15 protein-coding genes are annotated in these 14,176 nt (G+C 71.8%); 9 read left to right on the top strand and 6 right to left on the bottom strand.

What is annotated here, in order from left to right; all coding sequences use genetic code 11:
- Positions 1–28: 28 nt before the first annotated feature.
- The 4 genes from ACT53O_RS14005 (at position 29) to ACT53O_RS13990 (ending at position 2,833) form a co-directional block, all read left to right on the top strand.
- Positions 29–946, top strand: a complete 918-nt coding sequence (locus ACT53O_RS14005; protein WP_347417768.1) for an ROK family protein — start codon at positions 29–31, stop codon at positions 944–946.
- Positions 947–1,013: 67 nt separating this feature from the next.
- Positions 1,014–1,802, top strand: coding sequence for an alpha/beta fold hydrolase (locus ACT53O_RS14000; protein ID WP_112931851.1), 789 nt, complete (start codon positions 1,014–1,016; stop codon positions 1,800–1,802).
- A gap of 87 nt (positions 1,803–1,889) precedes the next feature.
- Positions 1,890–2,297, top strand: coding sequence for a DUF4383 domain-containing protein (locus tag ACT53O_RS13995; protein ID WP_036316378.1), 408 nt, complete (start codon positions 1,890–1,892; stop codon positions 2,295–2,297).
- A complete protein-coding gene (locus ACT53O_RS13990) occupies positions 2,294–2,833 on the top strand; it encodes a hypothetical protein (protein ID WP_036316377.1) in 540 nt (179 codons plus the stop codon). The genes ACT53O_RS13995 and ACT53O_RS13990 overlap by 4 nt, the downstream gene beginning before the upstream one ends.
- A 90-nt stretch (positions 2,834–2,923) precedes the next feature.
- Here ACT53O_RS13990 and ACT53O_RS13985 read toward each other — a convergent pair whose 3' ends face one another.
- Together ACT53O_RS13985 and ACT53O_RS13980 are read right to left on the bottom strand one after the other, a co-directional pair.
- Positions 2,924–4,051: a Gfo/Idh/MocA family protein gene (locus ACT53O_RS13985; RefSeq protein ID WP_476153062.1), complete on the bottom strand. Its 1,128-nt coding sequence runs from the start codon at positions 4,049–4,051 to the stop codon at positions 2,924–2,926.
- The gene (locus ACT53O_RS13980; RefSeq protein ID WP_295776468.1) at positions 4,048–4,872 is read right to left on the bottom strand and encodes a sugar phosphate isomerase/epimerase family protein; all 825 of its coding nucleotides are present in this window, start codon (positions 4,870–4,872) and stop codon (positions 4,048–4,050) included. Before ACT53O_RS13980 ends, ACT53O_RS13985 begins: the two co-directional genes overlap by 4 nt.
- 135 nt (positions 4,873–5,007) lie before the next feature.
- Between ACT53O_RS13980 and ACT53O_RS13975 the strand changes: the two genes are divergently transcribed.
- The gene (locus ACT53O_RS13975; protein ID WP_016464222.1) at positions 5,008–5,625 is read left to right on the top strand and encodes a TetR/AcrR family transcriptional regulator; all 618 of its coding nucleotides are present in this window, start codon (positions 5,008–5,010) and stop codon (positions 5,623–5,625) included.
- Between the two features lie 9 nt (positions 5,626–5,634).
- Here the strand turns inward: ACT53O_RS13975 and ACT53O_RS13970 are convergent, their stop codons facing one another.
- Positions 5,635–6,549, bottom strand: coding sequence for a LysR family transcriptional regulator (locus tag ACT53O_RS13970; protein WP_239640002.1), 915 nt, complete (start codon positions 6,547–6,549; stop codon positions 5,635–5,637).
- Positions 6,550–6,618: 69 nt separating this feature from the next.
- On the opposite strand from ACT53O_RS13970, the gene ACT53O_RS13965 reads away from it, so the two are divergent.
- Together ACT53O_RS13965 and ACT53O_RS13960 are read left to right on the top strand one after the other, a co-directional pair.
- Positions 6,619–7,776 carry a TDT family transporter gene (locus ACT53O_RS13965; RefSeq protein WP_476153061.1) on the top strand — a complete coding sequence of 386 codons (1,158 nt, stop codon included), beginning with the start codon at positions 6,619–6,621 and terminating at the stop codon, positions 7,774–7,776.
- Positions 7,777–7,785: 9 nt separating this feature from the next.
- Positions 7,786–8,664, top strand: coding sequence for a PhzF family phenazine biosynthesis protein (locus tag ACT53O_RS13960; protein ID WP_476153060.1), 879 nt, complete (start codon positions 7,786–7,788; stop codon positions 8,662–8,664).
- Here the strand turns inward: ACT53O_RS13960 and ACT53O_RS13955 are convergent.
- The 3 genes from ACT53O_RS13955 to ACT53O_RS13945 are packed head-to-tail and all read right to left on the bottom strand — an operon-like array spanning position 8,648 to position 12,217.
- Entirely contained in the window at positions 8,648–8,935 is a 288-nt protein-coding gene (locus ACT53O_RS13955) for a hypothetical protein (RefSeq protein ID WP_135948978.1), read from the bottom strand. The two genes, ACT53O_RS13960 and ACT53O_RS13955, sit on opposite strands and share 17 nt — an antisense overlap.
- A gap of 38 nt (positions 8,936–8,973) precedes the next feature.
- Complete coding sequence (locus tag ACT53O_RS13950) at positions 8,974–10,233, bottom strand: cation:proton antiporter domain-containing protein (RefSeq protein WP_294982304.1); 1,260 nt, start codon at positions 10,231–10,233, stop codon at positions 8,974–8,976.
- 7 nt (positions 10,234–10,240) lie between these two features.
- Positions 10,241–12,217, bottom strand: a complete 1,977-nt coding sequence (locus tag ACT53O_RS13945; RefSeq protein WP_476153059.1) for a bifunctional lysylphosphatidylglycerol flippase/synthetase MprF — start codon at positions 12,215–12,217, stop codon at positions 10,241–10,243.
- 164 nt (positions 12,218–12,381) lie between these two features.
- Here ACT53O_RS13945 and ACT53O_RS13940 point away from each other — a divergent pair, with 164 nt between their 5' ends.
- A complete protein-coding gene (locus tag ACT53O_RS13940; RefSeq protein ID WP_135948975.1) occupies positions 12,382–13,056 on the top strand; it encodes a response regulator in 675 nt (224 codons plus the stop codon).
- Positions 13,053–14,168, top strand: a complete 1,116-nt coding sequence (locus tag ACT53O_RS13935) for a sensor histidine kinase (protein WP_036316353.1) — start codon at positions 13,053–13,055, stop codon at positions 14,166–14,168. Before ACT53O_RS13940 ends, ACT53O_RS13935 begins: the two co-directional genes overlap by 4 nt.
- Positions 14,169–14,176 lie beyond the last annotated feature (8 nt).

The raw sequence follows: 14,176 nt of genomic DNA, 5'->3' as shown, positions 1-14,176 counted from the left end.
TCGTCTCTCACTCCCTCAAGGACGCGGTTTGACTCTGGCACTGGCGATCGATCTCGGCGGCACGAAGATCGAGGGCGCCCTCGTCGACGCGAACGGCGCGATCATCGAGGGGTCGCGCCACCGCAGCCCGACCGGCGCGGGCGCGGCCACGGACGTCACGGTGCTCGAGCGCGGTCTCACCGCGGTGATCGACGGATGTCGCGCGCACCAGAGATGGGACGAGGTCGTCGCGGCGGGCATCGGCGCAGCCGGACCGGTCGACGTCGCCGCCGGCACCATCGCGCCGATCAACCTTCCCGCCGCGCACGGGTTTCGCATCGTCGAGGCGGTGCGAGCCGCGAGCGGGCTGGACGCCGTGACGCTGCGCCTGGATGGCACGTGCATCGCCCTGGCCGAAGCCTGGCGCGGTGCGGCGGCGGGGGTGCGCAATGCGATCGTGTTCGTCGTGTCGACGGGCGTCGGCGGCGGCATCGTGTCGGATGGGCGCCTCCTCGCCGGCGGTTCCGGCAATGCCGGCCACCTCGGTCAGATGATCGTCGCCGACGTCGCCGGCGATCCGGCGGCATCCACCCTCGAACACCGTGCCTCGGGCCCGCACACGGTCTCGTGGGCGCGGATGCAGGGCTGGGTGGGCACGACGGGCGAAGAGCTCGCTGTCTCCTACCGCGCGGGCGAGGACGTGGCCATCGCGGCGGTGGCACGGTCCGCGCACGCGGTGGGTGTCGGCCTCACGAGCGCGGCGACCCTGCTCGATCTGGAGCTGGCGGTCGTCGGCGGCGGGTTCTCGTTCGTGGCGGACGATTATCCGGAACGCATCGAACGAGTCGTTCGCGAGAGCGCCGTCAACGCGTACGCCGGGCGGTTGAAGGTCGTGCGTGCCGGACTGGGCGGGGATGCCCCGCTCATCGGCGCCGGCGCCCTTGTGCACCGCGCCGACCTCCTCTGACACCGAGACGACGACGTCAGCGCGCCTGCGCCTTGACGATGTCGGAGGGCAGTGCTTGCATCGGGCCATGCATCACGTGATCTCCGCCGACGGAACCCGCCTCGCCGTCCACGACACCGGATCGGGGCCCGCCGTCGTGATCGTCAACGGCGCCCTGTCGACCGCGAAGGATGCCGCGGCGCTCGCCACGACGCTGGCCGAGTCCGGCATGAGGGCGATCACCTACGACCGGCGCGCTCGGGGCGACAGCGGCGACACGACCCCGTTCTCACCGCGTCGTGAGGCGGAAGATCTGGCCGCCGTCATCGCCGACGCCGGCGGAGAGGTCGCGGTGCTGGGGCACTCCTCGGGTGCGGTGATCGCGCTGTACGCGGCATCCCTCGCTGTCGAGACGGGGGTGCCGGTGCGCGCGCTGTTCCTGTCCGAACCCCCGTTCCACTTCGGCATCGACGAGCCGGCGCCGGATCTGCCGTCGCGCATCCAGGCGTTCGTCGACGCGGGAGACCGCGAAGAGGCCGTCGTCCTCTTCCAGCGCGAGGCCGTCGGGCTTCCCGACGCGATGATCGCGCAGTTCCGCGCCACCGACGCCTTCGCCGGCATCGTGCCGCTGGCCCAGTCGACCGTGTACGACGCGACGCTGGCCCGCGAGCTGTCCACGCCGACGGACGCCATGCTCACCGTCGACGTGCCGGTGACGATCCTCTGCGGCCAGCAGACCTTCCCGATCCTCACCGCGGCCGCCGAACGCCTGGCGGCGGCGATGCCGCACGCCGAGCTCATCGTCTCTCCCGAATCGGTCGGCCACCGCCTCGACCCCGCCGCCGCGACGCGGATCGTGACCGCGCGGCTGAGCTGAGGCACGGCCCGCCCGCAATCCGTTCGGGGCGGCGCAGCGAACAACCTCCGTCACGACATCGGTCGCGACCCGAACAGGAGGTCAGTCATGAGCTCGTCACCGAACCGTCTCGTCGCCACCGTCTTCGGCGCCGTCTACCTCGTCGTCGGGGCCCTGGGTTTCGCCGTCACCGGAGGCGTCGGATTCCTCGCCACCGATGGTGGACTGCTGCTGGGGATCTTCGCCGTCAACCCACTGCACAACATCGCGCACCTTCTCATCGGCGCGGCACTCGTGATCGCGGGCCTGAGCGGCGTGCGCGCCGCCAAGACGGTCAACGCCACCATCGGCGCCGCCTATCTGCTGCTGGGCGTGGTCGGATTCTTCCTCGTCGGCACGTCGGCGAACATCCTCGCGCTGAACGTGCCCGACCACTTCCTGCACCTCGCCAGCGCGATCGTGCTGCTCGGTGTGGCTCTCGGCGCCGAGCGCGGCGCACGGTCGGTCACGGCATGAGCGCGCCCTCCCGCGCGGCGGCCGCTCCGGGAGCCGCCGTGCGCGCCTGGACCGTGCCGCTCGCGTGGGGGGCGGGTCTGGTCTCGATCGGCATGGGCGCGGCCGCCATCACGGGTGACGTGTCTTCGGGCGCGGCCCGCGGGGCGGGCGTCGTCCTCGCCGTGGCGGGACTGCTGTGGCTGGCCTGGGGCGCGGCGGCGCTGACCACCGGCCGCCTGCTCCTCTCCCGGACCGCGGCGGCGTCGACGCTCGTCACTGTCATCGGCGTCGCCGCGCTCGTCGTTCTGACCGGAGGCCGCGCGAGCATTCTCGCCGCGGCGGTCGCGGTCGTCCTCCTGCTGACCACCGCCGTCATGATCATCGCCGACGGTCGCCGCCCCGTGGCGCCGGCCAGCGCGATCCGCTTGGTTCCTCTGCTTCTGGCCGCGGGTCTCGTGGCGGTCGTGACCACACCGGCGCTCGGCGCCGTGCAGGATGCGGCGCTCGTGCGACCCGACGGCACCGTGATGACCGTCGATCCGCACGCGGGTCACTGACCGCGAGGCCGGTCGTCGATCAGGCGACGAAGAGGGGTGGATGCCGGTGCTCCCGGCATCCACCCCTCTCCGCGTGCGCCCAGCGGCGACTCAGGCGAGCGTGCTCTCGAAGGGATCGAACCCCTCGGGCAGAAGGGGCACGTCGGCGACGGTGCTGTCGATCGTCAGCGTCTCGCCGGTACCGGCGGATTCCTGCGCCGACAGCATGACGTCGAGGACGTGATACCCGAGCTCACCGGTGGCGACATGCGGCCGCCCGTCCGCGATGGCGCGTGCCATGTCGAGCACGCCGAGGCCGCGACCGACGACGGTGCCCTGCGCGGGGATCTCGACCCACTCCTGCTCGAACCGCATGCCGTCACGGATCACACCGAGCGGCTTCACGTACGCGATGCGTCCGGTGAAGGCGTTCGGGTCGGGCAGCACGATCGTGCCCTCAGAGCCGTGGATCTCGATGACGCCGTGTCGCTCCAGCGCCGAGTCGAAGCTGAGCAGGTGGGTGCCGTGCTGGCCACCGGCGAACGAGGTCAGCACCTGGACGGTCGAGGGTACCTCGACGGGGAAGGTCTCGCCCGCCCGCGCACCGGTGTGGATCTGACGGGTCGTCTGCCAGCGCGATCCGCGCGCCGTGACGCCCGCGACCGGACCGAGCAAGCTCACCAGCGCCGAGAAGTAATACGGCCCCATGTCCAGCAGCGGCCCCGCACCGTGTGCGAACAGGAACGCCGGCTCGGGATGCCACAGGTCGGGCCCCTGCGTCTGGAACGACGTCTGCACGAACAGCGGCGTTCCGATGACGCCCTCGCGGATGGCGCGCTTGGCGGTCTGGAAGCCCGGGCCGAGGATCGTGTCGGGGGCCGACCCGATGCGCACACCGGCCGCCTCGGCTTGCGCGAGCAGTTCACGCGTGCTCTCACGATCCAGGCCCAGCGGCTTCTCGGTCCACACGTGCTTGCCGGCGGCGACGGCGGCCTTCGACACCTCGACGTGCACCGCCGGGATCGTGAGGTTGACGACGAGGTCGACGTCGGGATTCGACAGCACGTCCTCCCCCGTGCCCCAGCTGGGCACGCCGTGCTCCTCGGCCTTGGCCTGTGCGCGTTCGGGCAGGAGATCGCCCACGGCCACGACCTCGACGTCGGGGAACGAGGTCAGGTTCTCCAGGTAGGTCTGGCTGATGACTCCGGTGCCGATGACACCGACGCGCAGGGCGCTCACTGGACGTACCCCCCGTCGCGGAGGAAGGCGTAGCTGGCGGCGATGTCCTCGAACACGTCTCCGGGGGCCTTGTCGTACTCGATCACGGCGTAGCGGATCGCCGTACCGGCCTTCAGCGCCTCCGCGAGAGGGACGTCGGCAGTGCCGGCGTGGCGCTGGTCGAGGCTGTCCGACCCGAAGGAACCGGCGCCGGGAGCCCAGGGGTTGGATGCCGGGACGACGCCGTCCTTGACGTGCACCGCGACGAGGCGGTCGCCGAGCGCGGACACGAGCGCGGGCACGTCCTGGCCGCCGGTGAGCGCCCAGAAGAGGTCGAGCTCGAGCTGGACGCGCTCGTCGGTCAGCGCGACGAAGCGCTCGTAGGCGGTGGCGCCGTCGAAGGAGGCGACGAACTCCTGGGCGTGGTTGTGGTAGCCGACGCTGAGGCCGAACTCCGCCGCCTTCTCGGCGGCGCGGTTGAGCCGGTCGGCGATGTCGGCGACACCGTCGGCCGTCAGCCAGCGCTCGGGAGCGACGAACGGGTCGATGACCGTGGTCATGCCGATCTCCGCCGCGGCGGCGAACACGACCTCGGGTGCCGGGGTCGGAATCTCGCCGTCCGGAGTCCAGAGGGTGTCGGACAGCAGCGGTGCATGTCCGGTGGGCGAGGCGAGTCCGCTGGCGTCCAGCGCGGCGCGGATCTGCGTGGGGCGGGAGACGAAATCGAACGCCTCCACGTTGCGCAGGCCGATCGCGGCGAGCTTGTCGAGCGAGCCTCCCATGTCGGCGGTGAACTCCTTGGCCAGCGTGTAGAGCTGGACGGAAGCGACGGGCAGTGTCATGACGTGCGTCCTTCGAACCTCGTTGTCTCGTGTGTGCGGCGTTGGCGGCGCATCGTCCGCGTGGCGCTGAGGCGACGGTATCACAAAACCTCCACATGGAGGTTTCTTCTTCGAGGATCGGCTAGGTTGGATGCCGTGAGCACGACGGACGGCACGGGCGACGAGGCGGTGATCGGGCGCCGCGGCCTGCAGCCGAAGGGGGTGGCGCGGCGCCAGGAGATCCTGGACCGCGCGATCGAGGTGTTCCGCGAGCGCGGGGCCGACGGCACGTCGCTGCGTCGCATCGCCGAGGCGATCGGCGTCTCGCATGCCGCTCTGCTGCACTACTTCGACTCCCGGGAGCAGCTGCTGGTCGCCGTCTACGCGCATGCCGAGATCCGGCGCAACGCCGCTGCGGACCCGATCGTCACCCCCGGCGTCGACACGATGATCGCTGCGGCGATCGCGAACGTCGACGTGCCGGGACTGGTCCAGCTGTATACGACGCTGCTGGCGGCCTCGCTGGAGGCGGGCAACGACGTCGGCCGAGAGTTCTTCTCGGCCCGCTTCGAGCGCGTGCGCGACGAGCTCACGTCATCGTTTCGTCGGCAGCAGGCCGATGGCGACATCCGCGACGACGTCCCCGCCGAGGACCTCGCGGCGCTCTTGATCGCCGCCTCCGACGGCCTGCAGATCCAGTGGCTGCTCGAGCCGTCGATCGGACTCAGCGAGACCCTCCGCACGTTCGGGCGCCTGCTGCAACCACCGCGCTGAGCGCAGCGGTCAGCCGATACCGAGCGTGTCGGCGATGACGGCGAGCAGGCGGGATGCCGCGGGCTCGGGCTCGCGACCGGCCCAGACGGCCGCGACCGGGCGCGTGATCACCTCACCGTCCATCTCGACGCGGACGAGGCGCCCCGAGTGGAGATCGTCGCGCACGGCGAGCGCGCTGACCGCGGCCGGCGCGAAGCCGGTGGCCGCGGTCGTGCGCACGGCCGACGAGGAGGGCAGTTCCGCCGCGGGAGCCGCCGTCAGGGGGGTGCCCGCGGCATCCAGCGCCGCTTCCAGAGCGCGGCGCGTGCCGCTGCCGCGCTCCCGCAGCACCAACGCGGTGCCGGCGACCTCCGCCGGATCGAGGCGGCGCCGCTGTGCCCATGGGTGCGACGGCGAGACCACGATCACGATCTCGTCCCGCGCGATCACGACGTTCCGCAGGTCCGTCGGCAGATCCGGGGTCTCGATGAAGCCGAGATCCGCACCGCCGCGGCGCACCCGAGCGATGACGGCAGCGCTGTTCTCGGCATCCAGCCGAACGCCCGGCGCCGCCGGGTCCCGCTCCCGCCACGCCGCCACCCACGCGGGCAGCAGGTGCTCGGCGACCGTGAGGCTGGCGGCAACCCGCAACGTCCCCCGGCGCCGCTCCCGCAACGCGCCGACCGACTCGTCGAAGCGGTCGGCGGCGGCCATCACCTCCCGACCCCACCCCTCGACCAGCTCGCCCACGCGCGTGAGCCGCGAGCCGCGCGCAGAACGCTCGACCAGCACCGCACCGACGTCGCCCTCCAGCGCCCGCAACCGCGCAGACGCGGCCTGCTGGGTCACGCCCAGACGGCGCCCCGCCGCCGTCAGACTGCCGGTGTCGGCGAGTGCCGTCAGAAGACGCAGCGCCTCGATGTCGACCACGAACCCTCCAGCCACAAGCCGAGTTTGTACCCTGCCAAAGATACGGCTCTTCCGCGGCAGCGCAGAGCCCACGACGCTGGTGACATGACGATGTCGACTCCACGCACACGGCGCCTGTTCCGCGATGTCCCCGGCGGGCGCATGCTCGTGTCGGCGATCACGCCCAACTGGTTCGCCTCCGTCATGGGTACCGGCATCGTCGCCACGGCGGCAGCGACGCTTCCCGGCTCACCCTCGGCGCTGCGGGTGCTCGCCCTGGCCGCATGGCTGGTCGCCGCGGCGCTGCTCATTGTGCTCCTCATCGCGTCGGCGCTGCACGCGGCATGGTTCCCCGAGATCGCACGCAGCCATCACCTGCACCCGGTGATCGCGCACTTCTACGGCGCCCCGGCGATGGCGCTGCTGACCGTGGGCGCAGGCGCCGTCCTGGTCGGCGCGTCGATTCTCGGCGAGACACTGGCCGTCGCCGTCGACGCGGTGCTCTGGACGGCCGGAACCATCCTCGGGCTCGCGACGGCGGTGGCGATCCCCTACCTCCAGTTCACTCGGCACGAGGCGACGGCCGACGCCGCCTTCGGCGGATGGTTGATGCCCGTCGTGCCGCCGATGGTGTCGGCGGCGACCGGAGCTCTGCTGATCGAGCATCTGCCTGCGGGACAGGCGCGCCTGACGATGCTGGTGGCCTGCGGACTCATGGTCGGCGTGGCCTTCGTGTCGACGCTGGCGATCCTTCCCCAGCTGTGGTCCCGGCTGGCCCAGCACAAACTCCCCGCGCCGGTGATGGTGCCCACCCTGTGGATCGTTCTGGGGCCGCTCGGTCAGTCGGTCACGGCGGCGAACCTGTTGGCCACCCACGCGCCTGCCGCCGTCGGAGCGAGCGGAGCCGCCACCGTGACCGCCGCGGCGGTCGTGCTGGGCGTTCCGGTCTTCGGATTCGCCCTGCTGTGGCTCGCGATCGCGGCGGCGATCACGGTGCGCACCGCGCGCGCCGGCCTGCCGTTCACCCTGACATGGTGGTCGTTCACCTTCCCCGTCGGCACCTGCGTCACGGCGGCGAGCGGCCTGGCGCTGCACACCGGCTCGACGATGCTCGCGATCATGGCGTACGCGCTGTTCGCCCTGCTGCTGGCGGCATGGTTCACGGTCGCGGCACGCACCTTCCATGGCGCGATCGTCACCGGGCGACTGCTCGTCCCCGCGGCATCCTCGGCACCGGCCCCGACCGGCTTGGCGCGCCCGTAGCCTGAGAGGATGGCCGCACCCGAGATCCTCCGCTACACCGCCTTCAGCTCTGACCCCGCCGGCGGCAACCCGGCGGGCGTGGTGCTCGATGCCGGCGGGCTGGACGATGCCGACATGCAGCGGATCGCCGCCGAGGTCGACTTCGCCGAGACCGCCTTCGTGACCGGGATGCGCGAGGACGGGGCGCGCGCGGTGCGCTACTTCTCCCCCATCGCCGAAGTGCCGTTCTGCGGACACGCCACGATCGCCACGGCCGTTGCCCTGGCCGAGCGCAGCGACGCCGATGCCATCGTCTTCGACACCCCCGTCGGCGACATCCGCATCGAGATCGAACGCGGCGCCGGCGGCATCCGCGCGGCCTTCACGAGCGCTCCGACCTCCGTACGCGCCCTCGATCCCGATGACCGGGACGCGATCCTCCTGCTGCTCGGGCTCAGCAGCGACGAGCTCGACTCGACGCTGCCACCGCGCATCGCCGATGCGGGCAATCCGCATCCGGTCATCGTGCTGTCCGACCGCACCCGCTTCGATGCGTTCACCTTCGACCCACACCGCGTGCGGGCCCTCATGGATGCGCGCGGTTGGCCCGCGACGATCACCGTCGCGCACCGCGTGGCGGAGGATCGTTTCACCGTGCGCAACCTGTTCCCCGTCGGGCGGATCACCGAAGACCCCGCCACCGGCTCCGCGGCCGCCGCACTGGGCGCCTACCTGCGCGAGCTCGACGCCGTGCGCGTGCCGGCACGCATCGCGATCGAGCAGGGCCTGCACGTCGGTCGCCCCGGCCTGCTCGTCGTCGACATTCCGGCGACGGGGCGCGTCCGCGTCTCCGGCGTCGCCGTGCCGATGACGGACGCCACCCGCCCGCGCGTTACCGCCGCCTCATGAGAGCTGCGAGCGCGTCCTCGAGCACGAGAGCCTGGTGCACCTCGGTCGCCTGCGCATAGGACGCCCCCGCGAGCGCCACGAAGACGGCACCGACCACGTCGACGTACCCGACGACAAGGCCGTCGGCGATCACGCGGTAGCGGTCGATATCGTCGATGACCAGCCGATACGCCTCGTCGGCGCCGGCGGCGGGAGCGTCCGCACCGGGACCGGATCGATGGCCCTCCTCCGGTCGCTCAGCGCGACGGGACGGCGTGGTGTCGATGGTCATGGTGCGCCTCCGCCCCCAGCCTCGCGCACATGACCGGATCACGCCGGGGGCTTGACGGATGCCGCCGCGGCACCTACCGGGGGCGGTGCGGCATCCGCTGCGCGTGCTCCCCACAGGCGCCGAACGAGCAGGGGCCCGCCGATCCCGTGGATCGCGACGCTTCCCAGCACGACCATGCAGGTCGCCGCCAGCACGAGAAACCCCTGCTCGCCGGGCAGGGCGTTCGCGGCGATGAGCCCGAACACGATGGATGCCGCGCCGCGCGGCCCCACCACCGCGACGAAGATCCGCTCCTGGCGAGATGCCTCGCTTCCGAGCAGGGCGATGCCGACGGGGATGATCCGCCCGATGGTGAGCGCGACGAGCGCCAGGGCGATCGCCGGCCACCAGTCATACGTCTCGCTCAGCAGCACGACGGCGGCGAAGCCGAAGGCCAGCCACAGCAGCAGATTGGTCAGCCACGACACATCCTCCAACAGCGTGAGCTCAGCGCGGTCGAGCCCCTTCTCCCCGCGCGTCAGCCGGATGGCGATACCGGCGACGAACACGGCGACGAAGCCGTTGCCGTGCAGCATGACGGCGGCCGCGAAGACGATGAGCGGTGCGGCGACGAAGGCGATGCGCATGCTCTGCGGCTCGGTCCACCCACGCTCATCGGCGAAGCGGGTCGCGCCGCCGATGGCCGCGCCCACCGCCGCACCGACGAGAACGGCGATGAGCCCGGCGGGGGCCGCGACGGCGAACGCGCGCCCGGCGTCGCCCGTGGTTCCCGCCGACGCGAACGCGAGCGCGGCGAGCAGGAGCGGAGAGACGAGGCCGTCGTTGTAGCCGCTCTCGACGCTGAGCCAGCGCCGCACGCGCGCGGGAATCCGCTCGTCGCGGACGAGGGAGGTTTCGGGCGAGAAGTCGGCGGGAACTGCGATGCAGGCGATGGCGAGCACGACGGCGACCGACAAGCCGAGCGGGAGCATCAACCCGACCGCGAGGACGAGCACGAGCGAGAGCGGCAGGCCGATACCGAGCAGGCGGACCGGCACCCCCGTGAACTGCGAACGCACCGAGCCGCGCACATCCAGCGCGTCGACGAACAGCAGGAACGCGAGGACGATCTCGGCGAGGAAGAGCGTCGCTTTCGACTCCATGAAGAGAATGCCCTGAGTGGGCAGCACGGCCCCGGCGATCAGACCGAGCCCGGTCATCACGATCGGCCCGTTCACCGTTGCACGCCGAAACGTCCGGCTCCACAGCGACCAGATCAACAGGGCGACACCGGTGACGAGCAGGAATGTCGTCAGCACGGTGACCTCACGCCATCGCCTTCAGCGTCGCGAAGATGGCGCGCAGCCGCAGGCCGGGAACATAGGCGCGGACCAGAGCCGATCCGACGCGCCCGAGCTGGAGGCCCTCGGGGTAACACATCCAGAGGGGGCGGTGCTCGGCGCCGAACTTCGCCTTGAACCTCTCCAGGGAGGCGAACCCGTAGGCCGGCTCGAGGGCACGCACCACCCGACGCGAGAGCCGTCCGGGTACGGCACCCTCGTGCGGAGCGAGCGGTGTGCCGGACAGGCTGATCGTCGGGATGCCGTCGACCTCCGCCTGCCGGATGGTCGACACGATCGCGAACTCCATCGCTCCCGGCATGGCCGCTTCGGCGCGGCGCATGACATCCAGGGTCCATCCCACGACGACGCCCGCCCGTCGACGGGGAAGCCAGCTCGTGACGGCGTGGATCTCGCCGTCGGCGCCGACGACGAGCATCAGGCGCACCTCCTCGTCCTTCAGTTCGGCAAGGCCGCCGAGGGTGAAGCCCATTTCCGGAAGCGCCTTGTCCTGCGCCCAACGCCCGCAGATGCGGTCGACCTGCTCTCGCGCGGCCGCGTCGAGATCGACGTAGCGAGTCCATACTGCCTCGACCGATTCGCGTGCGGCACGGTTGACGGCGGTCCGCAGGTCCTGACGCCGCTTGCCGGAGAGGCTGAAGCCGGCGGTCGCGAGCACCGCTTCGGTGCCGACGGGCATCGTGGACCAGCCTGCGCCGGCCAGATCGGCGGCCGTCTCGGCATGGACGCTGTACAGGACCGGCATCCACCCCCGCTGATCGCAGAAGTCGGAGAATGCGCGGACGGTGGCCGCGCGGTCGGAGCAGATCGGATCACCCACCGTGATCGCCACGCCGCCGCGCACGCGATACGCGACCACCGCGCCGTCCGGGCCGACCCACACCGAGTTGCCCGCCCAGGTCGCCATGTGGGCGAAGGTGCCCGTTCCGAGAGCGCGCGCGGCGTCCCGGGCGGCGGCGCGGTCTTCCGCCGTCGCCGCCGGCGCCGTGCGCCGGACGATCGCGCGAGCGCCGATCACCACGCTCAGCGCGGCCAGCGCCGGAAGGACACCGGCGAGTGCGATGACGATCTGCCATTCCATCTCGCCGGCGCTGATCCCGGACCACCAGAGGTCCCCCTCGACCAGAGGTGTGAGCAGCACCTCGACGAACACGACGGCGGCGACCGTGACGAGCACAGCCCCGGCGAGCACGACGCCCACGATCCGACCGAGATCGATCAGCAACGCGCTGACCAGAAGAAGCGCGGCGGCCAGGGGCGCGAGGGATGCATCGACCGCGGCGCCCGTCCACGCCAGGATTCCGCTGGCGTCGGGGGTCACCGCCGCCAGCGCGAGGGCGCTGGCCAGGACGATGAGCGCGGATGAGACGAGGCGTCGCCACGTGCTGCGCGCTCCGGCCGGCCACGGGCGCACCGCGGCGGACGGCGCCCACCACGCCGCTGCGGCGAGGCCGGGCAGCACCGCCGCCGCACGGGCCAGGTCGGAGGCATGGCCGTTGACCAGGAGCATCGCGACGATGACCGTGACGGCAGCCCAGCGGACGCGTCGCCGCGTCGCGGGACGCAGCGAGCCCGACGCGACCGTCACCAGAAGCGCGGTCGTGACCGAGGGCACCCACGGTTGGTACCGCAGGGCCGTTACCGACAGCTGCTCCCCGAGGGCGGCAAGAGTGGACAAGACGCCCCAGGCGAGCAGGACGGCCGTCGCCGTGCCCGCAGCGGTCACGAGCACCGCCCGCACGCTTCCCATCATGCGCTCGACGATCGCGAGCATCACGACCAGGCCGAGCCACGACAGCACGCTGAAGGCCGCCCCGTCCAGCGCGACCTCTCCCGCCGCGGTGACATGGGCGACCCCCATCCCCAGGGCCCCCGCGGCGACGGCGAGCGACACGGGGTGGCGCAGCACAGCACGGACGACGGCGGAGAAGGCAGGTTTCACACCATCGAGCCAACCTCGATCCGCGCGTCGACGCATCGGTCGGCAGGTGTCATCCGCCCCCGCCGATCGGCGGGCCTCCCTCCCGGCGGATGGCGGAACGTCGGCCGACGTGGACGCGACCGCGAGCACCATGATCTAGGTTCTGAGGGAGGGAGGTGGCGTCGATGATCCGTGTCGTCATCGTGGACGATGAAGCGCTGGTGCGCAGCGGCTTCACACTCATCCTGAATGCGACACCCGACATCCGTGTGGTCGCCAGCGCGAGCGGTGTCGACGCACTCGAGGTGATCAAGGCGGAGAAGCCCGACGTGCTGCTCCTCGACATCCGCATGCCCCAGGTGGACGGGCTCACGCTGTTGAACGTGCTCACCGCGATGCCCGATCGGCCGGCGATCGCGATGCTGACGACGTTCGACGCGGACGAGTACGTGCTCACTGCGCTCAACGCCGGCGCCTCCGGGTTTCTGCTGAAGGACACCGAGCCCGATCAGCTCGCGCAGTACGTGCGGGCTCTCGCCGCGGGCGGCGTCGTGCTCGCCCCGCGCGCGTCGCGTCGGCTTCTGGACACGCAGCCGGGCCGCCTGGCCGTGGATGCCGAGGCCGAGCGCGTCGCGACGCTCACCGGTCGCGAGCAGCAGGTGCTCGCGCTCGTCGCTCAGGGGCTCTCCAATGCGGAGATCGGCGGGCGGCTCTACCTGGGCGCCGGCACCGTCAAGGACCACGTCAGCGCGATCCTCGCGAAGCTGGGAGTCGCCGGTCGCGTGCAGGCGGCGCTCGCAGCGCAGCGCGCGGGCCTGCTCGACGCGCACGACGGCGCCGAACGGGACGACACGGTGTGAACGCCATCCGAGCATGGTGGCGGCGGATCCCGCCGCTCGTCGTCGATCTTCTCGCCGTCGCCGTGGCCGCCGCCGACGCCTACCTCTCGGCCAACACCGACGACCCCCTGACGCTCGCGGTCTGCATCCTCGGGTGCGCCGCACTGCTGCTGCGGCGTCGCTGGCCGGCGCTGGCCTTCGCACTCACCCTGCCTGCCGCACTCATCGCGAATGTGCTCGCCGCACCCGTCATCGCGCTGTTCAGCCTGTCGGCGCGCACGCGGGCCCGCGGGCTGCTGATTCTCGCGGGAGCGGCGTTCGCCGCGGCCGAGGCCATCGGGTGGCCGATCGTCGATCAGCTCGTCGTCGACCAGAGTTGGACCGCGGTCACCTTCGTGTACCAAGCGGCCACCGCGGCGGCGCCCATCCTGCTCGGCCAACTCCTACAGACGACGGAGGAGCTGCACGCGCGCCTCGAGGAGATCGAGGCGACCAAGCGCCACGAACAGGAGTTGTACGCGCAGTCCGTCCTCGCCCAAGAGCGCAACCAGCTGGCGCGCGAGATGCACGACGTCGTGTCGCATCAGGTCAGTCTGATCGCGGTGCAGGCGGCCGCTCTGCAGGTGACGGCGGCGGATGCCGCGGCGCGGGAGGGCGCGGCATCCATCCGGTCCTTGAGTTCGACGACTCTGGAGGAGCTGCGCTCGATGGTCATGCTGCTGCGCGCCGCCGGCACCCGCAGTCCCGGTCTCGCGCCGCAGCCGACGATCGCGGAGCTTCCCGCACTGCTCGCATCGACCGGCATGGCCTTGGCGGTCACCGGAGCCCCACCCGAAGATCTCGGGCCCGCGGCGCAACGCGCCGTCTACCGCACCGTGCAGGAGGCGCTGACCAACGTCCGCAAGCACGCGCCCGGCTCGCCCGTCGCCGTCGCGTTCTGGCAGGACGACCGTGCGTGCGGTGTCACGATCACCAATGGCGCGATGACGGAGCCGGCTCTCGATCTGCCCGGCGCGGGTCTGGGGCTGAGAGGCCTCCGCGAGCGTGCCGAGATCCTGGGGGGAACCCTCGACGCCCACCCTCTCGATGACGGCTTCCTCGTGCGCCTGACCCTGCCGCGCCGCACGGACTGATCCCGCCC

The organism is Microbacterium sp. DMC48, from assembly GCF_056313825.1.
The sequence above is the reverse complement of the archived record's forward strand: the minus strand, read 5'-3'. Positions and strand labels throughout refer to the sequence as shown.